Genomic DNA, 24,498 nt, shown 5'->3' on the forward strand with positions numbered 1-24,498 from the left:
GGCGATCGCGCGATCGACCCTTGTTAATCTTTAATTTCCTTCCCCGGAGGCGATCCCCGAGCGCCAATCGAGAATGGAACATTAAGAATATGAGCCGCGTCTTCTTGAGCGTGAGCACATGAGACATTGCACAAGGATTATTAAAGGGTGAAGACATTGAAAATAAAAGCTTACAAGCAAAAAGTCCGCGAGGGAGAAAGTCTAGACAGGGTTAACACCAGTAGGCTAGACTTGCGGCTGGCAAACAGGTTAAACTACAGCGGCATCCAAACATTCGGTGTTCTAGGCAGTGTCTGTAGTCGCACAAGCGATGACCAACAAGTAGAGGAGTGAAGCTGTATGACAACGTTAACTGACAATTCCGATCAAACTAATTTAAACACTCCGGGACTGGGCCCGGATACAATCTTTGCCGGAGCGGGGGGGGATTTAATTACAACTTCTACCCTCGGCGGCAGCTTAATATTTGGCGAACGCGATAACGATACTCTAATTTCCGTCGGCCCCAACGATAGCCTATACGGTGGCCCTGACGAAGATTCATTAGTAGGCCAGCGCGAGCGGGTTTTCCTGTCGGGCGATGGAGGCAGTGACACCGTAATTGCTCAAAGCCGCAATTCGACGCTGTTGGGCGGTGCGGGAGATGACTTGCTCCAAGGCACAGTCGATGGCAACCTGATGTTTGGTAATCAGGGCGCAGATACGATGCTCGGAGGCGCCCTCGGAAGAGACACCCTCTACGGTGGTAAGGACAATGACTCCCTCGGCTTCTTCATCGCAGGCGGCGGCAACAACCTCGGTCTTCGCATCGGCGGCAGTGCCGGTGGCAATCAAGGCAGCAACTTCCTGCGCGGAGACTTGGGCGACGACTTTGTTGTAGGTATCAATCAGAAAGATACTCTGATCGGCGGTAAAGGCAACGACACAATATACGGTGTGGCCAGCAACAGCTATCTTTCCGGCGACCTAGACAACGACACCTTAGTCATTCTCAACAGTACCCAGTCGAGTCCGTTTTCTTCGAGCGTCATCACGATCGGCATTGAGAAAACAACCTTGCTCGGCGGTGAGGGCAACGATTCTCTCCTAGGCGGTATCGGCGACTTTGGTACCGGCAAAAACTTGTTGGACGGCGGTGCTGGTAACGACACGATCACGGTTTTTGCTACTCAGGATACGGCATTGGGAGGCGCAGGCGATGACTTCATCAAGTCGTCTACGGTGTCTGCACTTTCCAGCGTAGGCGCGTCGAGTTCATTTCCAGGCTTCGCGGGTCGCAACTTGCTCAATGGCGAAGATGGTAACGACACGATCGTTGCAGCTTTTGCGAGTGATAGCATGATCGGTGGCGGTGGCAATGACAGCTTGAGCGGCATCTTTAATCAAGCCTTCGGTGGAGATGGCAACGATACGATCGATGCCACCACTTTTGCGATCGGTACTACTACTGCGCTGATTACTCTTGACGGCGGCCTGGGTGACGATCTGTTACTTGGCAACACCAGCACTAACCTTACTACCACCGGCACCGTCACAAACTTCATGAACGGTGGTGAAGGAAGTGACACGATCGTGTTTGGTAGCAGACGCGATCGATTGGTTGGCTCTTTTGCTGGTAACGACTTTATCTCCTACGCCACCAGTGTCAACTTTGCCGGTGCCACATCGACAAACCTCATTACCGATACCTTAGGTTCCAACTTCATCATTGGCGGCAACGGTACTGATGTCATCACTACCGGTGCTGGCGACGACATACTGTTCGGCGGCCCCGGCAGTCTTCCTACTGGATCGACATCTGACGGGGACGACACCTTAAATGCCGGCGGCGGAAACGACACGCTGTTGGGCGGCTTTGGGAACGACTATTTGCTCGCAGGAGACGGCAACGACTCTCTCGGTGGCGGGCCCGGTGCAGACACGCTGATTGGCGGCGCCGGCAATGACAGCTTCTACTACAACAACTTCGGCGAGGGCGTCACGATCAACGCCAACGGTAGCCTGGGTAGCAGCCCAGACCAAATCGGCGATTTTGAAGTCGGCCGTGACAAGTTGGTATTGAACTTCGACTCCTTCCTGTTACCACCATTTGACAATAGTCTGCCAAATCGACCTTCTTCCAGGGCGTTCTTACAGGTGGAAACCGGAACTTACAACAACGATCTGACTCCTGCAGGAGCAACTCCAGGACAAGCAGTCCTCGTTTACGAAGGTTCCACAGGTCGCTTGCTGTACGACCAAGACGGTGCTGGCGGCCAAGCACCAATTCAACTGGCACTGCTGAACGGCCGACCAGGCTTGACGGCGACTGATATTACCCTGATTTAATTTAGGTGGCAGCGGGTGGGAGTCGGTTTGGAAAAAGCCGTAGCGTAGCGGGGCGTAAGCCATCGCCCGCGCCAACTCTAAAAACTAATTGTGCTATGTTTCCAGCTAGGGATATGAATCCCTAGCTTTTTTATTGCATGGGGAATTGGGAATTGGGAATTGGGAATTGGGCATTGGGCGGAGCGAAGCGGAGGGATGGGGCATCGGGCTTTTATAACATTGGCATTAAAAGGAAGGGCAGATTCACCGATCGATTTTGCCACCAATCAATCATTCCTTAAACTAAGAGGGCCCAAGCCCAACAACATACCTCATATGGGAGCTCGAACCGCTATATTTTGTTTGCCAGTAAGTTAGGCATTACCCTAGAAAATGGTGAAATTCTCAAACAGGCTTTAAAAGAAGCTGCTATTAACGAAGATGTTGTTATTCAGAAAAACAATGAATACGGAACACATTACAACATGAAATTCTTGCTGAAAACCGAAGTAGGTGAATCTCTGATTCTAGCAGCTTGGATCGTCCGCTCAGGTGAAACTTTCCCCAGATTGACAAGTTGTTATCCCGTCAAAAAGTGAGGTAAAAACAATGAAAAAAATTAAAGACCTAGATATTGTTGCTTTAACTGAAGATTTAGAAGCAACCCATTTTGAAACAAAACAAATCATTAAATTATATAAAGGACAAGTGGGAACAGTCGTGATGGAATTTGATGGCAGTGCTTTTGAGGTAGAATTTTCTCATCAAGATGGCACAACTTATGCAATGGAAACAATCCTCGCTACAAAATTAATGCTTTTACATTATGATTTAGTAGAATCTGTAGGGGCAGTTAGCCGATAGATTTTGCCAGCAATGATTTTTCTAATCTACAAAAAGTATCTCTAAAAAAAATCCCGCAAACGATATGTTATTTGCGGGATTTAGTAGGCAGGAAACTTGTCGCAAGAAATACTTTATGCTCGGTCTACAATCTCTTTGGCTTTATCTTTGAGGTCTTCTTTCATGTGAATTGCTGATGCTTCGTCCTGCTTGGCTTGACCTTCTAATTTATCTTTTTGGTTGCCTGTAACTTCGCTCACAGCTTCTTGAATTTTGCCTTCAATATTCTTGGCAGTTGCTTCGACTCTATTTTCAATGGTCATAATTTTTTCTCCTAACCTTACAACTACTACTGTATAAATTAAAAGCTGAGTCTTAATCTATCTTGAGAAAGATTTAGATATCTATCTAAAGATTGGTTAAATCGGAACTTCGACAAGTTTATTGCGGGAGGAAAGACCGGATTTAATTGCGATCGCCGATTTGGGCACTTTAAACTTTTTCGCCAACAGCACGATTAACTCTGCTTATTGGCTTTTCCATCCACGGGCGGGGATTTGAGGTGTACTGTCAGGCTGCCGTCTGGTTGCTCTTGGATGCTTTGCTGTTTGGAATTAGTTTTAACTTTGACTGCAAAATTTTTCATGTGACTAACAACTCAATAACTAATAACCAATAACCAATAACCAATAACCAATAACCAATAACCAATAACTAATAACTAATAACTAATAACTAATGACTATCTGAATGTTCGATTTTTGTTCCCAAAACTTTGAGAAATTCAGCTAACCAGTTAGGATGTGCAGGCCATGCGGGGGCTGTGACTAAGTTGCCATCGACTACGGCTTCGGTAACGGGAACTTCGGTATATTTGCCACCAGCCCGGAGTATGTCGGGGCTGCAAGCTGGATATGCGGTGCAGCGTTTGCCTTCGAGTACGCCGGCGGCGGTGAGGACTTGCAATCCGTGACAAATAGATGCGATCGGCTTTTTGCTGTTGGCAAAGTAGCGGGTAATTTGCAGCACTTGTTCGTTGAGGCGGATGTATTCTGGCGATCGTCCTCCAGGGATAATCAAAGCGTCGTAGTCTGCGGCGTTAATTTCGTCAAAAGTTGCGTTTAAAGTAAAGTTGTGACCGGGTTTTTCGCTGTAGGTTTGATCGCCTTCAAAGTCATGAATTGCGGTGCGAATTGTTTGACCTGCGGCTTTGTCGGGGCAGACTGCATGGACGGTGTGACCTACCATTTGCAATGCTTGGAATGGAACCATTACTTCGTAGTCTTCTACAAAGTCGCCGACTAGCATTAAGATTTTTTTGGCAGTCATTTTTGTAAGTCCTGTTATTTTGATTTGCTTAAATAGCAATAGGCTTTAGATAAGGCTGATCCCCCCTAGCCCCCCTTAAAAAGGGGGGAACAAGAAGGTGCTGCGAAGTCCCCCTTTTTAAGGGGGATTTAGGGGGATCTCCGAGGAATAAACAGTTTTAACCCAAGCGTATTTGCTTAAATAGGATTAAAAAAAAATGCAGGGCAGTTAAAAAGCCTGCCCCGCCAGCTATTCTGGAATTTAGAAACCGTTGCGGCCCCAAATTACCATTGAAATTGAGAAGGAGAACAAAACTAGCACCGAAACCCAACCGAGTGACAAAATATCCATAGCTATTTATTGAACAAACTGTACAAAGTGACTCCAAAGCTTATCATAAGTCAATTTGAGCTATTTTTGAAATGAGGGCGCTGTGAAGGACTCGTCAAATTTTAGTCCCGCTGAGCGGGTAGAATCTTTGAAAGCAGCGAGTGTTGCTGCTTTTTCTTGTTTGCTGGCTTTTGGGTCGATCGCCCTTGTTAACAGCTTAATCTTAGCCCAGAGGTGGGATGCTCTGGCGGGTTTGCAGGTCAGGGAAATTGACCTAAATTTTGGATTGAGAGGATTGATGGCACTTGTGGGCGGTTTTTTGTTCGGCGTGACTTACCGCTATGCGATTCGCTGCGATACTAACCCACAGCTTAAATCTGGCGTGGTGTTGGCTTTTGGGTTGGTGCGGGCTTTTGGACAGTTGGATGCTGGATTGTCTTTTGAGGCGGGGAAAATGCCGGGTTTGCAGGAGTTATTACCGTTTGCGGTGGTTGGGGTCGAGAGTGTGGTATTGTTTGCGATCGCAGGTTTGGTGTTGGATTGGGCGATCGTCTTTGAGGGCTTCGCTAACGGGCGATCGTTGATTAAACCTTTTGATTCTTGAGTGCGATCGGATTTTACTCAAATCAGGCAGAATTTTTTTGAACAGGCAAGATGCCTGTTCCACAAGCAGTAAATTATCTTGTGGGGTGGGCTTCTAGCCCGCCCAGAATTTTTTTGAACAGGCAAGATGCCTGTTCCACAAGCAATGAATTATCTTGTGGGGTGGGCTTCAGCCCGCCCAGAATTTTTTTGAACAGGCAAGATGCCTGTTCCACAAGCAATGAATTATCTTGTGGGGTGGGCTTCTAGCCCGCCCCTAGAAATTTAATACCTCATATTCGAGATTCCCATAAACCATTTGCTTGTCAACTGCCGACAAAACTTTATTATTAGCAGCATCAGAAACTAAACACTGACAAACTAACTGGGCGACATCCGCCCGGTGAATTGTTCCCGCAACTCGACAATCTTCTGTTAAAACACCATTGCCCGTTGCAGGTTCCGATTTCAGTCCGCCCGGACGAATTACAGTATAAATCATCCCGCTTGCGATTAAATGATTTTCGGCTTTTTCCTTTTCAAGTAATACCGGGCGCAACGTTTCTAAAGCTTGCGGTGGTAAAGCCGCAGCAGTGTTACCGCTACCGATGGATGAAACTAAAATAAATTTTTGCACGCCTGCTTTGACAGCAGCATCAATCAAGTTTTTGTTTCCCAAATAATCGGCTCTTTCCCCATCTTTTGGTAAGCCGCCAATGGTGCTGATTGCGGCATTGATTGGTGCGCCTCCAGCGATCGCAGCTTCTACAGCCGCTGTATCCAAAGCATCGCCTGTCATGACTTTGATGCCCATTGCTTCTAATTCGGTGCGGTGGTTGGGCGATCGCAAAAGTGCAGTTATTTGTACATTTTGTGCTACCAAACATTTGGCGATTTCTAAGCCAACGCCTCGACTAGCACCTGCTAAAAAGATGTGGAATTTATCTGTCATATTAATTTTGTTTTAATTTGGGCAGTAGTTGTTTTTTGACTGTGGTTTATTGTACAACAATTCTCGCTTAATTGGTGAGTTTTGTTTTTTTTAACCGCAGAGGGCGCAGAGGGCGCAGAGGAAGAGAGGGGAAAGATTCGCAATTTCTAATTTACGTTAGATTTTTTTGCCGACTATTACTACCCAAGATTGAGCTTCGCGCGGCAAACCGGGAGGGCGGTAGTAGTGGCTGACAATGGCAAATCCTGCTTGTTCCAAACAAGGTGCTAAAGTTTCGTATTCCCATCCCGCAGTATAGCGTTTTCCCGTCGGCCGCTCGTCGTAGCCTTCCCAATTTCCCCGGCACATTGACATGACAATTGCACCGCTAACAACTAAGGTTTTGTGCAAATCTTGCAGCACTTTCACCATGTTGTCGCTGGGAACGTGAATTAGGGAAGCATTGGCAAAAATACCGTCAAATTCAGCCTTTGGTAAGTCGAGTTCAAGAAAAGATTGCTGCAAAACTTCGCAGCCGGATAACTTCTTTGCTATTTGTACAAAAGCTGGAGTTGCATCTAAGCCTACAACGGTATGTCCTTGGCTCTTGAATGCTACTAAATCTCGTCCGGGCCCGCATCCTATATCGAGTATTTTACCGGGGTTGCGGGGCATGGCAGCGGTTAGTGCGGATCGATTTTGGGATACGTCGTGATGCCATGTTCCTTCTCGGAAAGATTCGGCGGTTGTCTGGTATTCTGCGATCGTAATTTCTTCGCGTTTATCCACAATTCCCCCTCTTGTATGATTTAAAATTGATTCATTCAAAAAGACCGGGCGAATGAAATTCGCGTCTACAAAGACAAAACCCGCCTCCGCGGGTTGAAGAATTGGCGGTAAAAATTAGGTGATCTTCTTTAGTCCGCGGAGGCGGACATCGTTTGTGTAGACGCGGTTTCAACCGCCGTCTTATCTTCGGAAAATTCGATCGCAAATCCCCGATCTTCGGGAGATTCGATCGCAAATCCTGCATCTCGAATCATATCCCAATCTTGATTGGCGCTTTGTCCGGGAGTTGTGAGATAATCGCCCACAAAGATCGAATTAGCAGGGTAAAGTCCCAGAGGTTGCATCGATCGCAAATGCACCTCCCGTCCCCCAGCAATCCGAATTTCTTGGCTGGGAAGCAAAAATCGGAACAAGCAGAGAATCCGCAAACATTGGCGCGGATTTAAGCGATTAACGTCCGCAAAGGGCGTTCCGGGGATTGGAATAAAAAAGTTGACCGGTACGCTCGTAACGCCCAAATTCCGCAGCGACAGCGCCAAATCGATCGCATCGTCATCCGATTCGCCCATCCCCAAAATTCCGCCGGAACAAGTTGTGATTCCGGCTGCTTTGACGTTTTCGACTGTTTCCACGCGATCGCCAAAAGTGTGAGTTGTGCAGATGTCCGTGTGGTACGATTCGGAAGTGTTGAGATTGTGGTTTACGCGATCGACTCCCGCCTTAGCTAAACGGTGAGTTTGCTCCTCGGTCAACAACCCCAAACAAGCACAAATTTTTAGGTTATGATTAGCCTTGACCGTTTCTACAGCATCCAAAACGCGATCGAAAGTAGATGCACTTGGTTGGCGGCCAGAAATCACCAAACAAAACGTACCAGCTTTTAAATCTGCTGCGCGTTGGGCTGCATCCAGAATTTTTTCCTTAGCTAACAGCGGATACTTTTCTATTTCCGCACTCGAAATTTTTGACTGAGAACAATAATGGCAATCTTCAGGACAAAGACCACTTTGAGCGTTTAACAAATAGTGCAACCTGACGCGGTTTCCCCAGTAGTGGTGGCGCACCCGATAAGCTGCGTTTAGTTGTTCCAGCAAAACCTCATCCGGCGCGCGCAATACAGCCAAAGATTGCTCGCGAGAGAGACATTTTCCCGCCAGCGAGTCATCAGCCAAATCGTTCCAATTGGGTAAATTCATTACTAAAATTTAAGGGTTTACAGAGTATCCAAAACCTGACGAATTATCCGATAAATCGATTCGAGTTCATCAGGAGAAATGCAGTAGGGAGGCATCAAGTAAAGCGTATTTCCCAAGGGGCGGAGCAAAAACCCCGCTTCCAGAAATCTGGCTTTCAATACAGGGGCGATGTCATTAAAATAACCGGAAACGCTTTCCGTTTTCACATCCATTGCTGCGATAGTGCCGCAAGTCCGAATCCGTTCGAGTTTAGGATGATCTATCAGCCATTGATTCAGGTATTTGCGGTGCAGTTTTTCCATTCCTTGATAGGCATTTGGGTTTTGCTCCAAAAGCTCCAGGGATGCTACACTCACCGCACAAGCTAAGGGATTTCCGGTATAAGAATGACCGTGATAAAAAGCTTTGTCCGATTCATCTCGCCAAAAAGCTTGATAAATATGCTCCGATGCCATTGTGACAGCAATTGGCAAGCAGCCGCCAGACAATCCCTTAGACAAACACAGGATATCCGGTGCAGTGTCAGATTTAACAGAAGCAAACAGTTCGCCCGTGCGCCCAAAACCAGTCATCACCTCATCGTAAATCAACAATACATTAAACTGGCGGGCCATTTGTGCGATCGCCCGCAAAAACTCAGGGCGACACATTCGCATACCCGCAGAACCTTGCACCAAAGGTTCGATAAAAATTCCCGCATACCCCTTCCCATGCTTCAACAAAGACTCAAGTTTCTCCAAACTCGCCGCCTCCTTGCTTTCCACCTCATCATCGCCATCAAAAGTCGCAGGAAAAGGCACAACATCCCCAGCAAACATTAAAGGCGCAAAAGGTTCCCACCACAGCGAACTTCTACCCGCAGACATCGCGCCCACAGTATCGCCGTGATAACCTCCCTCAAAACCAATAAAGCTAGTGCGGTTAGTTTCTCCGAGATTTAGCCAATATTGAAACGCCATTTTCAGAGCAACTTCAACAGCAGTCGAACCATTATCAGAAAAGAAAATCCGCGTCAAAGAATCAGGCGTATGAGTTATCAACTTGTCAGCAAGTTTCTGTGCAGGTTCGTGAGTAAATCCCGCAAAGATTACGTGTTCTAACTTTTTGGCTTGTTCGTAAAGAGCCTCAGCCAGAACAGGATGGCTGTGCCCGTGAATCGTCACCCACCAACTAGAAATACAGTCAAGAATTAGCCGCCCATCTTCTAATTCCAGCAGCGATCCTTTGCCGCTAATTACCTTCAGCGGCGCCGGAGCAGTTTTCATTTGCGTGAAGGGCTGCCAAATTGGTGAAGTTGAAGAATTATGTTCCTGCTTCGCAGTCATTTTTACCCCTGCCACTAATATCAACCTGCATTTTAAAGCAATTGTAACTCAATTGTGAACCCTTTATCTTCTCTTCTTTCTTCTTCTCTTTTCTTCCTTTCTTCGTGTCCTTTGCGCCTTCGCGGTTCGTTAAAAAAAATCTAGTTTAGTGTTGGGGGGCGGGGGCGCTGAAACGTCTACCGCCAGATCCGGTATTCCCGGGCGATAGTTGAATTTGTCAGTTAAATTTTTTCTGCCAATCAGCAAATAAGTCGTCATTGCTCCTTTTCCTTTAACATTGATTTTACCGCGTTTTTCCAACACATACCGATCGCGCAGCAATTCATAAGTTGAGCCGCTAACCTGAATTTTACCAGGGAGTCCCTGGGATTCCATGCGGCTTGCTGTATTTACAGCATCTCCCCACAAGTCGTAAATAAACTTTTTAGTACCGATGACACCGGCTACCACAGGCCCGCTATTAATTCCAATGCGGATACTGAGAGGTATATCGGATTCGTCGCGAAATTTCATAATTTCTTGCTGCATTTCCATCGCCATTTCGGCAATACATTCTGCATGATTTGTAGATGGAAGTGGCAAACCGCCTGCTACCATATAATTGTCACCGATTGTCTTAATCTTTTCCAAGCCGTATTTCTCGCTTAAGCAATCGAAAGCTGAAAATATTTTGTTCAGCAGTTCGACTAATTCTGCTGGAGACGTGCGAGAGGATATTTCGGTAAAGCCCACAATGTCCGCAAACAGCACCGTCACCTCAGCAAATCCATCTGCGATATTTATCTGACCTTGTTTTAGGCGATCGGCAATCATTTCAGGTAAAATATTTAGCAGTAAACGTTCCGACTTTTCTTGTTCGGCGCGCAATATTTCCTCAGCTTGTTTCCGCTGTGCAATTTCCTTGTAAACTCGTTGAAACATTTGATTGAAGGCGACCATAACTTCTCCCAACTCGTCATCGCGCTTGACAGAGAGAGAGTAGAAATCAGGTTTTTCTCTATCTTTGCTCAAAGCTACTCCCGCAGCGATCAAATCATCGCGCAATCTCAAGATTGGTGCAATTACTGTCACCCCTAAAAACAGCATAGTTACAGAAGTGACAAAGGCTGATATAATAATAACTAAAATAGCAACCCGCCCTATAAATGCGTATAGTTCTGGTTGAACAGTAGAAGCATCATGCCGAACAATTAACGTATAATCTCCTCCCAAATGTCGCTCTGTCCAAGCAATATCGTAGCGCTTGCCATCGAAAGTTTTCTGGCGAATTATACGAGCAAGTTTTAGTTCATCCAAATCAATTTTGGGTGCTTCACCAAGTTGATATATTAGCTGGTCGTCAAATTGGTAAATAGATAGTCCTAATACTACTTGAGAATCCTTAGTAATATTTTTGACTTCTTCTTCAAAGACAGTACGATCGTAAATATCTTGTTTTAGCAAAACCTCTAGAGCCTCAACAGTCGCGTGAGATACCTGTTCCAGTTGATTTAAAAGTTCATTTTCGCGCCGAAAATAAGAGGGAACTAAAATAATTCCCTCTATCACAAGAATACTAGCAAACACCCACAAAGCTATTTGTCTAGACAACCGAGATTTGAAAAACTCCAAGAATGATAAAATGCGCGCTGACATAAAATTTAGTCTTCTGCAAAGGGCTAATTTAGGACATAGGAAAAGAAACTGGGTTTCTTGTAATAAATTTTGGGTTTTTCAACCAAGATAGGACGGCGGTTGAAACCGCGCCTACACAAACGAAGTCCGCCTCCGCGGACTGAAGAAAGAAGATAGCGTAATTTTAACCGCCCGCTCTTCAACCTGCGGAGGCGGGTTTTTTTGTGTAGAAGCGGTTTCAACCGCCCGGTCTTCCGATCCCAAGCGTATTGGCTAGCTCCTTAATAATATAATAAACAAATTAAACCGAAACTACACTAACTAATCGGGATACAAGTAAATAAGTATTCATATCACCCTTGCCTTTGACATGGATAATTCCTCTGTCTTCAAACAGATACTTATTTTGCAAGATATCGTAAGTTGATTTTGTGACTTGAATCGCGCCTGCAATTCCGTGGGATTCCATGCGGGCTGCTGTATTGACGGCATCGCCCCAGAGGTCGTAAATGAATTTTTTGGTACCAATAACTCCCGCAATCGCAGGCCCGGTATTGATGCCGATCCGAATGTTAATTCCTGAATGATGTTTGGCATTAAATTTCGCTAATTCCTCCTGCATATCTAAAGCCATTTCCGCAATGCTTTCGGCGTGGTTGGTGCTGGGAGTTGGCAAACCTCCGACTACCATGTAAGCATCTCCTATTGTTTTGATTTTTTCCAAGCCATACTTTTCTGTCAAATTATCGAAGGCCGAAAAAATTTCGTTGAGAAAAACTAGCAGTTCTTCGGGAGATATTTGCGCTGAAAGCACGGTAAAGCCGACGATATCGGCAAACAAAATCGTGACTTCGGCGAAGCCGTCAGCAATGCTGCTTTGACCGTCTTTTAGCTTGGCAGCAATGGATTCGGGTAAAATATTGAGCAGCAGGCGATCGCTTTTTTCTTGTTCTTTCAACAATTCTACATTAGTTTCTTGCAATTGTGCCGTGCGTTCCCTGACCCGCTGTTCTAATTGTTTAGCATTTTGGCGCAACCTGCTGAGAGCTAAAGTTAATCCTGCGATGCCTAAAGTTGAAAGTCCTGCTAACAGTAAAAACAGGTCTTTCAGTCCGCTTCTAGTTTTTTGAGTAATGGTTTCTAGAGGTTGAGTAATTTCTAATATCCCGCGCACATCTCCCACTTTCCAGTCTTTTTTAGGACTATCGCGGTTAGTGTTGTGACAGTTAACGCAACTAGGAAGGAGACGATCTGCCTGGGCATATCGAAATGCGGGCTTACCGCGAAAATCCTCAGTGCGGAAAAATTGTCCGGTTGGATTTTGCATCAAATAGGTAATAGCTTGACGCTCAAAATCGTCTCGGGCACCACCTTCTTCTCGCCGCCAGGGAAACGGGTAGTCGCTGTAGAGACGAACTGATACTTCGGGATTTTTGTTGGTAATCTGGTTGCCGAGTTCTATTAAGAAGGTGGCAGGTACGGGAACTGTTACTTTTGTTGATATTGGGTTGTAGTCGTGGGTAAAGTTAATCGCTTTCTTCGTGTTGAGAGGACTGATAACATCAGAACTGTAAAGGGTGCGGGCTTCTTTAATAGCTTGGGCGTAAAGTGTAGCATTTTGGAGGGCTTGCGCTTGTATTAGGGTAGATGAAAGACGAGACATATTTGCCATCGCTACTCCTACGCCTACACAAAATAAAATTGTCATCAGAAGCAGAATTCGCTTGTAAATTAATTGGTTGATGGCAGCCAGACTGCGAGAAATCAATTTGTCCATGCTATCCTCAAATGTGAGGTTCGATATTGATTTAATTTTATGCACTACTAACATAACACTGCTTTTTCAGAGTGTTTTGCTGTAAAGCAAGACTCGATAGTGCAAGGGATGGTTAATTCTTGTTTACCGCGAGTGTTTCCCTTGTCCGTAACAGTACGCATAACTTTATATATTTTTTAATCTAAATGAAATAAAATATCGGTAAGCACACGGCGCCGTGCCGTTTCCCTACTTCATGCACTTTTTGCTCTATTTCGGTTAGGATGACGATTGTAGTCTCTAATTGGCGATCGTGAATTCTGACTCTACTGTCTCACCTGCACGCAATGAAATTTTTCCGGGAGAAGTTTTTGTCAACACTGCGGATTTTGATACGGGCATTCGGCGACTTTTACCTAAATATGACGAAATGCTGGATGTATTAGTTGGCTGCATTGCTAGCAACAACCACCGCATTTTAGAACTCGGCTGCGGTACGGGGGAACTGAGTTTAAAAGTTCTGCAATGCTACCCGTCTGCGGAAATATTTGCTGTGGATTATTCGCCGCGAATGCTTGATTTTGCCCGCACCAAAATAGAGTCGGCCGGATACGCAGCGCGGTGGACTGGCATAGAATTGGATTTTGGAGAATGGGCGAACAATCCAAATGTTTTAGGTTTGGGGGATAAGTTTAATGCTGCTATTTCATCTCTGGCAATTCACCATCTTGAGGACGAAATGAAGTTGAAGTTGTTTCAACGGATTCGCGAAAGTTTAACTGCTGGCGGCTGTTTTTGGAATGCCGATCCTGTTTTGGCAGAATCAGCAGTAATGAAGGATATTTATCAAGCGGCGCGAGAAGATTGGGCGCTAAGTCAGGGGGAAACTTTAGCCACAATTCGTGCTGGTGTGGGGACGAGTGTGTCTTACGGCTATTCTAATCCCGATCGCCTAGCGACAGTTGCGGCACAGTTGGAAATGCTGGCAAATGCTGGATTTGAGACTGTGGCAGTTCCTTGGAAATACTACGGTATGGCGGTGTTTGGGGGGTTTGTTAGTTAAAGCAAATTGGGCGATTGAAATCGCTGTCGCGAGTCAAACAAAGCAGATTGGGGGATTGAAATCGCTGTCGCAAGTCAAACGAAGTCCGCCTTCGCGGACTAGGAAATGAGCAAACAACAGTTGTAAATTTAAGGGGCGGGGGCAGTAATTTCTGTAGGTGCCGCCCCCGGTGCAGGTGCTGCTTGTTTTTCCAGCATTTGGCGCTGTTTGTTGCGAAAATCGGCGGCGGCGTCGTTCAAATTTTGGCGCTGTTCAGTATTGAATTCTTCGATGCTGCGGCCACCTCCGAGTCTGGATCTGTGAATTAAATCAAATATTCCGCCTCCGGTGCTGCGGCCGGAAAAAGGGTCGGTGTTGTCTTTAGTTTGAAAGTCTTGCAGCGGTTGGGGGTTGTTATTATTTAAACCGCTGGCTTGAGCGAAGGTTGCTTGAGGTGACAAAAGAGCACTGGTGGCGATCGCACTTGCAGCAATCCGCACCATCAATTTGCCTGATTTAGAAGTTTTGTTGTTCATGATTTATTCGTTGTACTTTCAAAAAAACAATTGCTAAGAAGACCGGGCGGTTGAAACCGCGTCTATACATACAAAACCCGCCTCCGCGGGTTGAAGAAGACCAGCCAGTTGAAATTACGTTATTTTTTTCAGTCGGCGTCCGGCGGACTTGGTTTTTGTAGACGCGGTTTCAACCGCCGTGCGATCTAAGCAAACCGGCGCCGCAGCAGGGGTTGAATGCTGAGGAGCGCCACCAAATCAAACGCCAGCAGGACTAATAGCGCTCCTCCAAAGGTAACTGTACCCCAAGGAGCTTGCATTACGACGCTAGCTAGCGACCAATCGCTGTGGAGGTACAAATAGCGGATGGGTTCGATCGCATAACTGAGAGGATTGAGAGTGACGACAACTTGCAGCCAGTCTGGCATAAACGACAGCGGCGCGAGGGCGGTGCTGGCAAATAATAGCGGCAAGTTAGTAACAAAAATTACCGCAATCAATTCTACGTGACCGGGAAGGGCGAAGGCTAAACCTAGACTCAAACCGGTGACGCCCAAAACTAATAGTAGGACTATGAGGGCGATCGCGCCCAGTCCAGCAAGTCCGGGGAATCCCGAACCCAAAAAGGCTCCCGCCGTAACGATTGTGCCTGTTTGGATAAAGCTGAGGGTGACGATAAAAATAGCCGAAGCGAGGACTATGGAAAATCTCGAAGCCAGGGGCGCGACTAACAGGCGGTTGAGAAATCCGAATTCGCGATCGAACATAATCGGTAAACCGGCATTCAGCGCGCCTGCAAATGCAGTAAAAACTATTACGCCTGCGCCAAGAAATTGTCCGTAATTCTGGCTTTCGCCGAACAAGCCGGCTGGTGCATTTTTAAACAGAGCTCCGAATAAAACCAACCACATCAGCGGCTGAATAATTCCTGCAACTAGGGTGGAGGGGCGGCGCTGCAATTGAATAAACAGGCGCTTGGTTAAGGCTAGTGTTTCTTGGATGAAGTCGGCCAGCAGGGAACTCGAAGTGTCAGCGGATGGCGTGGTGAGTGGCCGCTGCTGGTTGAGGTTGGGGGATGTAACAGTACCGCTCATAATTGCTTGTGGATTAAATTTAACTATCTTTAGGATAGCAAGTCTGGAGGGATTGGTGTTGGGCGGGCGATCGGCCTTACAATTGTTGAGGGTCAATGCCTTTTTCTCGCAGCAATTCTATTAAAGCTTGATAGCGTTGCTGTTCCTGTTGTCGCAGAGTACGTTCTGCTTCTAGCTGTTGTTGAGCGAGTTGTTTTTCTTGCTGAGCAAGTTCTTTTTCTTGCTGTTCGCGATCGGCCCGTTGGCTTTCCTGTTCTCGAAGTTGATCTAATTCTACAGAAGTGAGGAATTTGCGATCGTCTGGGCGGTAAATTTCCAGGGTTTCTGGTGTGAGTTGAAACCGTATACCCAAGCGGGGGCTGACCCAACCGTTGATTTCTGGGATTTCTTCTAGGCGATCGCCCACTCGTTGAGAACCTGTAAATTCTAAGGTATCTGGGTCATAAATATAATATTCTTCAACTCCGTAGTTTTGATAGAAGAATAGTTTTCTGAGCATTTCTGTGCTGGTATTTCCAGGAGATAATATTTCAAAAACCACTTGAGGTGGAATATTATCTTCTTCCCATTGTTTGTAAGATCCCCTGTCTCCTTTTGGTCTACCAAAGACTGCTAATATATCAGGTGCTTTGCGAGTTTTGTTATCGTCTTCGACGGGATACCAGAGTAAGTCGCCGGCAATAAATACGTCAGCGCAAGTCGCGAATAAGATTTCTAGGTTTTCCTTGATTGTGACAATCCAGCGGAATTGTTTGGTGTTGTCTGCCATTGGTTGACCGTCGCTGTCGGGATAGATGATTTGTTGTGTTGTTTGTGGGACGAGTTGTTGAACCATGCCGTTCACCTTTTGGCTGCAATAGTTTTAATTATATCCTCATGTTAAAATGGTTGCAGAATAGTCTTAAATATCTACAGTCCTAAACGCACTCCGATTAAAGAAACCGGGTTTTTTACCGAATTTACGGTGTATAACGCATCTTTCGGGAAAAAAACCCGGTTTCTGGGCCACCATCCTAAGTCCTAATCTACCTAAATGAGAGAAAACCATGACCGCAATTCGTACCCAACCTAAGCAGATGCTCAGTTTCGAGCAATTTGTAAAGCAACTTCCCGATGAAGAAGGCCGCTATGAACTTGTCAATGGAGAAATTGTGAGAATATTACCAATAAGACTGCACGAGGATCTTGCCTATTTCCTTGTCAAACAGTTTGATAAAGAAATCGATCGCGTCCCCCTCAATTACAGGGTGTCTGGCAGATTCATGGTGAGGACTTTAACCTCAAATGGTAGAGAACAAGGTCGCCATCCTGATGTTAGTGTAATAAATAAAACTCTCTGGGAATCACAGCCTTTTGCCTACTCAGCCATAACTGAACCGCTGCAATTAGTTGTAGAAGTTGTATCGACCAATTGGGAAGATGATTATATCGATAAGCTGGATGAATATCAGCGTCTGGGAATTTCGGAATACTGGATTGTCGATTATTTAGCTTTGGGAAGTCGCGATTATTTAGGTAATCCGAAAGTTCCTACAGTTTTTGTTTACTTGCTTGATGAAAATGGGGTTTATCAAATGACGGCTTTTCGAGGAAATGAGCGAATTATTTCCCGAACTTTCCCAGAATTAGCGCTGACAGCAGAGCAAGTATTGGATGTATAGCAGTTGACAGTTGACAGTTGACAGTTGACAGTAGCTGTAGGGTGCGTCGCCATCAAAAATCCTCAAAAAGATCGACAATCTCACAGCGACGCACCTTACAAAATAGTTAACCCTCAAGATTTTTTTGGGCTAACAAACGCGATCGCACAACAGTCAAATCGGGTTGAATGCCCAACAAACGCTGATGAACGGAATCTGCTAATTTCTCGCGATAATTGAGATAAGCTTCCACTACTTCCTGGTGTCGGAGATAATAGCCGATCGCACTATAGACATCAGACAATGACACAGTAGAATAACGCTGCACAATGGATTCCGGCGATGCACCATCTTGAAAAGCTCGAATCACCAATTCCAGCAAAACTCTTGAGTTTCCCACCCGAATAGCACCTGTTGCATCTTCTCGGAAAGGAGGTGCTTCAACTTCTAAAACAAGATTCATCTATTAATATCTCCCAAAATTACTATCGTATTCAACCGTCGAATCATCTTAAATAGGACTAAGGCCAAAGAAACCCGGTTTCTTTACAGATTTCTCGTCACCCAACCAGATTTTCCTGAGAAACCGGGTTTCTGACCCCGCACCCATAATAACCACCTAAACTAAACTACGATCGCATTGCCTGTTTTTGTTCAGCCTTCAAATCCCGATTGCTAGCAGCAGCCAACTCCGCATCCAACAGCGTTTTACCAGTCGCCGCCAAATACACATCATCCAAACTCGGACGAGATTGAGCAATCCCAAAAGTAGGAAGTCCCGCATCTTTCAAGGCTTGCTGAATTGTCACCAGCGCGTCGCTGTGCGGTGTTACTACCAAATTTAGAGAATTTCCTTGGGCGCTGTTGATAATTACTTCTTGGACGAAAGGCAGAGATTCCATTAAAGCTTGGGCTTTTTCGGCTTCTTCCAGTGGCGAAAACTCCCGAATCCGCAAAGTCACCCGATCGCCCCCAACGCGATTTTTCAACTCCTCCGGCGTCCCCTGTGCAATCACCGTACCCTTGTCAATAATCGCCACGCGATCGGCTAAAGCATCGACTTCTTCGAGATAATGGCTGGTAATCAACACCGTCGTACCTTCCTCCCGCAAGCGGCGCAGGAAATCCCACACTACCACCCGACTCTCAATATCTAGCCCGACAGTCGGTTCGTCTAACACCAAAACATCCGGCTGGTGAAGCAATCCAGCAGCTAAGTCGAGGCGCTTGCGAATACCGCCGGAATAGGTACCCGTTTTTTTATTTTCCCATTCCTCCAAACCGAGGAGTTTCACCATTTCGTCAATCCGCCCTTTAATAGTCTTGCGCGGCAAATGGTAAAGCGCCGCTTGCAATTGCAGGAGTTCGCGCCCTGTCAACACCTTATCGAGAGCGACTTCTTGGGCGACGTAGCCGAGTTTCTGTCTGGCCATTCTCGGCTGGCTGACTGCTGAAATGCCTGACACTTCAATACGTCCGCTATCAGGGGCACTCAAGGTACATAGTACCCGCAGGGTTGTGGTTTTGCCTGCACCGTTGGGGCCTAGCAAACCAAATATTTCCCCCGGTTCTACCTTGAAGGAAACATCTTTAACGGCTTCTACAGTGCCGTAGCGTTTCTGAAGATTTTCAATTAAAACGGCGGGAGCCATATATTTTAAGGATGAACTGGTTGTTAATATTTTGACACTTCTGGGCTTAATTTGCCGGAATGGGCGATCGCACGTTCCGACTTCCTGTGCTTGTGGCGATCGCACATTCCGACTCAACCCGAAACTGCTGATTGTTTTGATTTTTGATAACGGTTTAAAATTTTTGCACTTGATGGCACTTCCTAATCCCGATCGCCCTCACTCTTTCCTAATCTCAAATATAAAATTTTCTAGCAACCGCGCTCGACGGTTCAGATATTCTTAATGACTGAAAACCTTACGTTCGATTGCTTCTACCTTCTACCCTCTTCTTTCTTCCTTCTTCCTTCTTCCTTCTACCTTCTACCCTCTTCTTTCTTCCTTCTTCCTTCTTCCTTCTTCCTTCTTCCTTCTACCTTCTACCCTCTTCTTTCTTCCTTCTTCCTTCTTCCTTCTTCCTTCTTCCTTCTTCTGTTACCTCCAAACAAGTATGAGTTTTGAGTTAATTCTAACTTGGAAGTTAGCAACTCAAAACTCACATTTTTTAAACAAGTAGAGATGCACCCGAAACCTGTTATTTTATAAATATCTCTACTTCTAGGCGGATGTCGATCGCAATTAGAATCATTAACACCGCTCTCCAAACATTAAACTGTCGCTTAAAAACACGGAAAACTTCCCTAAGTGGCAAGTTCTAATTTTATCCAGTTTGCAAAAGAATGTAACTGTAGGCCCATGTTCTATACCCCGATAATCATCAGTCATTACCAATTCTTTAAGCGAAAATTGAAAAGGCTATGAACTTCTTTCTCGCTCGGGGGTTGGGTGCTGGGTCTTTAATCGACAATTTTCACCCAACCGCGACGCACATTGTACAGCAGTCGGTTGATGATGGCATACTCATCTTCATTCAGGGTTCTTTCTAAGAGTGCGGATCTTAGCTGTCTCCGGTCGTGGCGAGTCACGACACTAGAGAACATGACCTGACCAAATAATTCTTCGAGTGTCATTTGGGAAACGGACATGATAAACCTCCTAGTTGATTGAGAGATATTAAAATATTACAGGCTGATCGTAGTCCTATTATGCTCTGTCCGATCGCCGATTCCTGCGATCGAAAACATTGACACGGTGTGATTTTTAGGCTAAAAATTTGTGACTGAGACTTAGACGCTCAGTGACTCGGATCTTTTAAATTCGTGATGCTTGTCACAGATGTTGACAGTTGACAGTTGACAGTTGACAGTTGATCGAGGGCAGAAGGCAGAGGGGAGAGGTTCGAGGGGAGAAGGCCGATCGGGCGATCGACAAATCTCAACTTTCGCGATCGCCCGCCATTGCTGTCAATCCCCTCCTAATCCCTTCTCAACCTCCTAATCCCGTCTGCCAATTTTGCAGCTAATTGAGGCACCGGTCAATAGTCGCTACAACCGACTCGGCCAACTCTTGCAGCGCGTAACCGCCCTCCAAACCGAAGGCTATGCGGCGAGTGATTTGTAGGCAATATCCCGTGAAAGTACCGAAATCTGACGGCGCCAGATTCATGCTGGCCAGCGGATCCGAGGCTATTGCGTCGTAACCGGCGCTGACAATCAACAAATCTGGTTCAAAATTTGACAAAAACGGTACGACAAGAGATTCAAAGGCGCTCAGGTATTCAGCTATGCCGCCACCCGGATACAGGGGAATATTCAGCACATTGTTGTAAGCACCTTGCTCGTCAGCATCTCCGGTTCCTGGATAGCAGGGAGATTGGTGCAGGGAACAGTAGGCGATTTGCCTGCTGTTTTCCACCAAAGATTGAGTGCCGTTGCCGTGGTGCACGTCCCAGTCTAGGATGGCGACGCGGTTGATTCCCGGCTGTTCCAAGGCATAGCGAGCTGCGATCGCAGCGTTGGAAAACAAGCAAAATCCCATCGCACGGCTGTTTTCGGCGTGGTGTCCCGGCGGTCTGGCGATCGTAAAAGCCGGTTCGTTGGTTGCTAAAACTCGATCGACCCCATCGAGCCAAGCACTCGCCGCCAGCAGCGCTACGTCGTAACTTTCAGCAGAAATCGGCGTGTCACCGTCGAGGTAGCCACCTCCACGATGAGCCAAATGTTCGACTTCTTTGATGTATCTTGGCGCGTGAACTTTTTTGATCGCCGAGAGCAGTTCTGGTTCGCGCTGCGCCACTGGGGTGGGGAGTTGCCACTCAATGCGATCGGCCCAGGGAGCAGCTTTCAGAGCATTGACGATCGCCGTCAAACGTTCTGGTCGCTCTGGGTGAAGCATTCCAGTCTTGTGCAGCAAAAAATCTTCGGAATAGATGACGGGTAGCATCAGCAGATTTTAGATTTTAGATTTTAGATTTTAGATTTTAGATTTTTAGTTTGCTTTAAGAAGGCCTTCGGTTTTGTGAAATTAAAATTGCGATCGGGCCACCATTTTAATTTTTTATATAGCCCTCAAAAAAACTCACCAAAGCATGAAACCAGACCGCCTAAAAAAACCTTTTTAGATTTTGCCAATTGATGACTAAATCACCAACTGTCAATTTACAAATTTCCCTTGTTTCGTCCCTTAATTTTTCTGGCAACTTTCCCATAAAGTTAAGGGCAAATTGTGATATAATTTTAGGAGTAATTTGCAATATTTGGCAGCTCAACTGAATCCAAATCGATTTTATCGCATTTTGGGGATTTATAGCGGTCAAATTTAAAGTTTTAGCGGAGTTTTTCAACCTATGAGTATCTCTGAGTCGCGGATAATCCCGACGGATCTGGGTGGTGAGATGTCCCGATCGTACTTGGAATACGCCATGAGCGTAATAGTCGGTCGGGCGCTACCAGATGCTAGGGACGGTCTCAAGCCCGTTCACCGACGCATTCTCTACGCCATGAACGAATTGGGCTTGACTCCCGATCGACCATTCCGCAAATGCGCCCGCGTCGTCGGGGAGGTGCTGGGCAAGTATCACCCGCACGGAGATACAGCAGTTTACGACGCCCTGGTGCGGATGGCTCAAGATTTCTCCATGCGCGAACGCCTGATCAACGGCCACGGCAACTTCGGCTCCGTTGACAACGACCCGCCCGCTGCCATGCGGTACACCGAATGTCGCCTCACAGCCCTGACGAGCGACTCCATGCTGCGCGACATCGACTGCGAAACAGTTGATTTCGGCGACAACTTCGACGGTTCCCAACAAGAACCCCTCGTACTCCCCGCACGCATCCCCCAAATTTTGCTCAACGGTTCCTCCGGGATCGCCGTAGGGATGGCCACCAACATTCCGCCGCACAACTTGGGCGAAATAATTGACGGTTTGGTAGCGCTAATCCACAATCCAGGCCTTACTGACCTGGAATTGATGCAGTACATTCCCGGCCCGGACTTTCCCACCGGCGGGCAAATTCTCGGCAGAGGCGGCATTCGCGATGCTTACACCACCGGGCGCGGCTCGATTACAATGCGCGGAGTCGCCGGCATTGAAACCATCGAACACGCCGGCCGCCCCGACAAAGAAGCAATTATTATCACCGAATTGCCTTACCAAACAAACAAGGCAGCGTTAATTGAGAAAATTGCCGAACTGGTAAACGACAAAAGATTAGATGGGATTTCCGACATTCGCGACGAAAGCGATAGAGACGGAATGCGGATCGTGATCGAACTCAAACGCGACGCCTATCCCCGCGTCGTCCTCAACAACCTCTACAAACAAACACCGCTCCAATCAAATTTTGGAGCCAATATGTTAGCGCTAGTAAACGGGGAACCCCAACTACTGACGCTCTCACAATTCCTCAATGTCTTCCTAGACTTCCGCATTGAGACAATTACTCGCCGGACTCAATACGAACTCCGCAAAGCAGAAGAACGCGACCATCTCCTGCAAGGCTTATTAATTGCCCTAGACAATTTAGATGCCATTATTCACCTAATTCGTGCCGCTGCCGACTCCGCCGCTGCCAAACAAGAATTGATCGAGAATTACGGTCTTTCCGAACAGCAATCCGACGCAATTCTGCAAATGCAGCTTCGGCGTTTGACAGCATTGGAAGCACAAAAAATTCAGCAAGAACACGAAGAACTGCGAATAAAAATCACCGATTTGGAAGATATCTTGGCGCGCCGGGAACGGATCTTAGAAATCGCTGAAGTTGAAGCAGTCGAAATTCAAACTAAAATCGCCACTCCCAGACGCAGCGTCATCGAACACGCCGAAGGAGAAATCGATGAAAGAGATTTAATTGCCAACGAACAAGCAATTATTCTGATCACAGAGCAAGGCTACATCAAGCGGATGCCTGTCAGCACTTTCGAGGCCCAAAGTCGCGCTACTCGTGGCAAAGCAGGCGCGAAAATGAAGGAAGATGACGGAGTAGAACATTTCCTTTCCTGTTGCGATCACGACAGCGTTTTGTTCTTTAGCGACAGAGGCGTAGTTTACTCTCTCAAAGCTTATCAAATTCCCGTCTGTTCCCGGACGGCGCGCGGCACTCCCGTGGTGCAACTGTTGCCGATTCCTATAGAAGAAAAAATCACTTCTATGGTGTCAGTTACAGAATTCACCAGCGAAGAATACTTGGTGATGCTAACTCGCGGCGGCTACATCAAGAAAACTGCACTTTCAGCTTTTGCGAACATCCGCACTAATGGGTTAATCGCGATTTCTCTAGAAGAAGGCGACCAATTGCGCTGGGTGCGGAGAGCAAAAGTTGGTGACAGCATCATCATCGGTACGCGCCAAGGTATGGCGATTCACTTCCGCACCAATCACGAGCAGTTGCGTCCGGTTGGCCGGGCGACTCGGGGTGTGAAATCAATGAAATTGCGATCGGGCGATGAGTTGATCAGCATGGACATCTTGCCAAGTTCCATTGTTGCCGAAATTGCTGACACAGAAGATTCAGAATTGGAAGGAACAGATATTGCTCCGTTAGAAACGGGCGACTCGGAATTTGAAGGAGTAGAAATTGCTGAATTGGAAACGGGCGATGTGGAATTGGAAGACGAAGAATTAGAACTGGAAGCTGAGGAAATTGAAGGCGAAGATGCCGAAGAAATTCCCACAGTTAATAGCGAAGTTCCTTCGGTGTTGGTAATCACAACTAACGGCTACGGTAAGCGAGTTCCTGTTTCTCAATTCCGCCTACAAAGACGGGCAGGCAAGGGATTAACTGCTACCAAATTCAAGTCGAAAAAGGGCAAGGATCAGGTAGCTGCGCTGCGAATTGTCAACGAAGATGACGAATTGATGATTATTACCAACCGAGGTATTATTATCCGTCAAGCTGTGAGTGCAATTTCCACGCAATCCCGGACTGCAACGGGCGTGCGGGTGCAGCGCTTGGATGAGGATGATTCGATCGTAGCTGTGGCTTTGGTGCCGGCTTCGGGTGAGGAATCGATCGAAGAAGCGCTATCTGAGGAAGCGACAGAAGAGTCCTAGGTTAATGGTTTGTAGGGTGTGCTGCGGTGCACCCTTACTGCTTTTTAAGGTTAAGGTATGTAGGGCTTGCTGAAAAATCAATCACATATTGCGTGGCATAGGTTTAGATGGCGCGAGGGAGAAAAAAGTGCAAGATAAACAGGTAATATAGATCAAAA

Annotated in this window: 24 protein-coding genes and 1 pseudogene; 8 read left to right on the plus strand and 17 right to left on the minus strand. The window is 46.6% G+C overall.

Features of this window, described 5'->3' with window-relative positions; all coding sequences use genetic code 11:
* The first annotated feature begins 339 nt into the window (after positions 1-339).
* The 3 genes from JGK07_RS25100 (at position 340) to JGK07_RS25110 (ending at position 3,171) form a co-directional block, all read left to right on the plus strand.
* Positions 340-2,328 (plus strand): calcium-binding protein, encoded by a 1,989-nt coding sequence (locus tag JGK07_RS25100; protein ID WP_293179657.1) that lies wholly within the window; start codon positions 340-342, stop codon positions 2,326-2,328.
* A gap of 338 nt (positions 2,329-2,666) precedes the next feature.
* A complete protein-coding gene (locus JGK07_RS25105; protein ID WP_293225736.1) occupies positions 2,667-2,906 on the plus strand; it encodes a DUF6883 domain-containing protein in 240 nt (79 codons plus the stop codon).
* A 10-nt stretch (positions 2,907-2,916) separates the two neighbouring features.
* Entirely contained in the window at positions 2,917-3,171 is a 255-nt protein-coding gene (locus JGK07_RS25110; protein ID WP_293206616.1) for a DUF4926 domain-containing protein, read from the plus strand.
* A gap of 113 nt (positions 3,172-3,284) precedes the next feature.
* Here JGK07_RS25110 and JGK07_RS25115 read toward each other — a convergent pair whose 3' ends face one another.
* The 4 genes and pseudogenes from JGK07_RS25115 to petN form a co-directional block, all read right to left on the minus strand.
* A complete protein-coding gene (locus JGK07_RS25115; protein ID WP_293179667.1) occupies positions 3,285-3,473 on the minus strand; it encodes a CsbD family protein in 189 nt (62 codons plus the stop codon).
* A 96-nt stretch (positions 3,474-3,569) separates the two neighbouring features.
* A pseudogene (locus JGK07_RS25120) lies at positions 3,570-3,796 on the minus strand (DUF167 domain-containing protein).
* A gap of 89 nt (positions 3,797-3,885) precedes the next feature.
* Positions 3,886-4,479, minus strand: a complete 594-nt coding sequence (locus JGK07_RS25125) for a DJ-1/PfpI family protein (protein ID WP_293179670.1) — start codon at positions 4,477-4,479, stop codon at positions 3,886-3,888.
* Between the two features lie 240 nt (positions 4,480-4,719).
* Positions 4,720-4,809 (minus strand): cytochrome b6-f complex subunit PetN, encoded by a 90-nt coding sequence (gene petN / locus JGK07_RS25130; RefSeq protein WP_071883976.1) that lies wholly within the window; start codon positions 4,807-4,809, stop codon positions 4,720-4,722.
* An 82-nt stretch (positions 4,810-4,891) separates the two neighbouring features.
* Here petN and JGK07_RS25135 point away from each other — a divergent pair, with 82 nt between their 5' ends.
* On the plus strand, positions 4,892-5,392 hold the full coding sequence (locus JGK07_RS25135) for a hypothetical protein (RefSeq protein ID WP_293243045.1): 501 nt from the start codon (positions 4,892-4,894) through the stop codon (positions 5,390-5,392).
* Positions 5,393-5,647: 255 nt separating this feature from the next.
* On the opposite strand, the gene JGK07_RS25140 is transcribed toward JGK07_RS25135, so the two are convergent.
* The 6 genes from JGK07_RS25140 to JGK07_RS25165 form a co-directional block, all read right to left on the minus strand.
* A complete protein-coding gene (locus JGK07_RS25140) occupies positions 5,648-6,322 on the minus strand; it encodes an SDR family oxidoreductase (protein WP_293193178.1) in 675 nt (224 codons plus the stop codon).
* A 156-nt stretch (positions 6,323-6,478) separates the two neighbouring features.
* Positions 6,479-7,090 carry a bifunctional 2-polyprenyl-6-hydroxyphenol methylase/3-demethylubiquinol 3-O-methyltransferase UbiG gene (locus JGK07_RS25145; RefSeq protein WP_293193179.1) on the minus strand — a complete coding sequence of 204 codons (612 nt, stop codon included), beginning with the start codon at positions 7,088-7,090 and terminating at the stop codon, positions 6,479-6,481.
* A 128-nt stretch (positions 7,091-7,218) separates the two neighbouring features.
* Positions 7,219-8,286, minus strand: a complete 1,068-nt coding sequence (gene bioB, locus JGK07_RS25150; RefSeq protein WP_293179681.1) for a biotin synthase BioB — start codon at positions 8,284-8,286, stop codon at positions 7,219-7,221.
* Between the two features lie 17 nt (positions 8,287-8,303).
* On the minus strand, positions 8,304-9,611 hold the full coding sequence (bioA, locus tag JGK07_RS25155; protein ID WP_293179684.1) for an adenosylmethionine--8-amino-7-oxononanoate transaminase: 1,308 nt from the start codon (positions 9,609-9,611) through the stop codon (positions 8,304-8,306).
* A gap of 129 nt (positions 9,612-9,740) precedes the next feature.
* Positions 9,741-11,246 (minus strand): adenylate/guanylate cyclase domain-containing protein, encoded by a 1,506-nt coding sequence (locus JGK07_RS25160; protein ID WP_293206605.1) that lies wholly within the window; start codon positions 11,244-11,246, stop codon positions 9,741-9,743.
* A 280-nt stretch (positions 11,247-11,526) separates the two neighbouring features.
* The gene (locus JGK07_RS25165; protein ID WP_293179690.1) at positions 11,527-13,002 is read right to left on the minus strand and encodes an adenylate/guanylate cyclase domain-containing protein; all 1,476 of its coding nucleotides are present in this window, start codon (positions 13,000-13,002) and stop codon (positions 11,527-11,529) included.
* Between the two features lie 292 nt (positions 13,003-13,294).
* On the opposite strand from JGK07_RS25165, the gene JGK07_RS25170 reads away from it, so the two are divergent.
* A complete protein-coding gene (locus JGK07_RS25170) occupies positions 13,295-14,044 on the plus strand; it encodes a trans-aconitate 2-methyltransferase (RefSeq protein ID WP_293179693.1) in 750 nt (249 codons plus the stop codon).
* A 128-nt stretch (positions 14,045-14,172) separates the two neighbouring features.
* Here JGK07_RS25170 and JGK07_RS25175 read toward each other — a convergent pair whose 3' ends face one another.
* The 3 genes from JGK07_RS25175 to JGK07_RS25185 form a co-directional block, all read right to left on the minus strand.
* Positions 14,173-14,559: a hypothetical protein gene (locus tag JGK07_RS25175; RefSeq protein WP_293179696.1), complete on the minus strand. Its 387-nt coding sequence runs from the start codon at positions 14,557-14,559 to the stop codon at positions 14,173-14,175.
* Between the two features lie 185 nt (positions 14,560-14,744).
* Positions 14,745-15,632, minus strand: coding sequence for an ABC transporter permease (locus JGK07_RS25180; RefSeq protein WP_293179809.1), 888 nt, complete (start codon positions 15,630-15,632; stop codon positions 14,745-14,747).
* A gap of 76 nt (positions 15,633-15,708) precedes the next feature.
* Entirely contained in the window at positions 15,709-16,467 is a 759-nt protein-coding gene (locus tag JGK07_RS25185) for a Uma2 family endonuclease (protein WP_293193183.1), read from the minus strand.
* Between the two features lie 211 nt (positions 16,468-16,678).
* On the opposite strand from JGK07_RS25185, the gene JGK07_RS25190 reads away from it, so the two are divergent.
* The gene (locus JGK07_RS25190) at positions 16,679-17,293 is read left to right on the plus strand and encodes a Uma2 family endonuclease (RefSeq protein ID WP_293193184.1); all 615 of its coding nucleotides are present in this window, start codon (positions 16,679-16,681) and stop codon (positions 17,291-17,293) included.
* 106 nt (positions 17,294-17,399) lie between these two features.
* Here JGK07_RS25190 and JGK07_RS25195 read toward each other — a convergent pair whose 3' ends face one another.
* Positions 17,400-17,735 carry a DUF433 domain-containing protein gene (locus tag JGK07_RS25195; protein ID WP_293193185.1) on the minus strand — a complete coding sequence of 112 codons (336 nt, stop codon included), beginning with the start codon at positions 17,733-17,735 and terminating at the stop codon, positions 17,400-17,402.
* Positions 17,736-17,901: 166 nt separating this feature from the next.
* Positions 17,902-18,924: an ATP-binding cassette domain-containing protein gene (locus JGK07_RS25200; RefSeq protein WP_293193188.1), complete on the minus strand. Its 1,023-nt coding sequence runs from the start codon at positions 18,922-18,924 to the stop codon at positions 17,902-17,904.
* A gap of 31 nt (positions 18,925-18,955) precedes the next feature.
* On the opposite strand from JGK07_RS25200, the gene JGK07_RS25205 reads away from it, so the two are divergent.
* Positions 18,956-19,189 carry a hypothetical protein gene (locus JGK07_RS25205; RefSeq protein ID WP_293206596.1) on the plus strand — a complete coding sequence of 78 codons (234 nt, stop codon included), beginning with the start codon at positions 18,956-18,958 and terminating at the stop codon, positions 19,187-19,189.
* A 550-nt stretch (positions 19,190-19,739) separates the two neighbouring features.
* Here JGK07_RS25205 and JGK07_RS25210 read toward each other — a convergent pair.
* Entirely contained in the window at positions 19,740-19,928 is a 189-nt protein-coding gene (locus JGK07_RS25210; RefSeq protein WP_015175516.1) for a hypothetical protein, read from the minus strand.
* A 373-nt stretch (positions 19,929-20,301) separates the two neighbouring features.
* The gene (locus tag JGK07_RS25215; protein WP_293179726.1) at positions 20,302-21,225 is read right to left on the minus strand and encodes a histone deacetylase; all 924 of its coding nucleotides are present in this window, start codon (positions 21,223-21,225) and stop codon (positions 20,302-20,304) included.
* A 403-nt stretch (positions 21,226-21,628) separates the two neighbouring features.
* Here JGK07_RS25215 and gyrA point away from each other — a divergent pair, with 403 nt between their 5' ends.
* The gene (gene gyrA / locus JGK07_RS25220) at positions 21,629-24,340 is read left to right on the plus strand and encodes a DNA gyrase subunit A (RefSeq protein ID WP_293219207.1); all 2,712 of its coding nucleotides are present in this window, start codon (positions 21,629-21,631) and stop codon (positions 24,338-24,340) included.
* Positions 24,341-24,498: the final 158 nt, after the last annotated feature.

Origin of the sequence: Microcoleus sp. PH2017_24_DOB_U_A (assembly GCF_020738205.1) — a bacterium.
Classification (GTDB): domain Bacteria; phylum Cyanobacteriota; class Cyanobacteriia; order Cyanobacteriales; family Microcoleaceae; genus Microcoleus.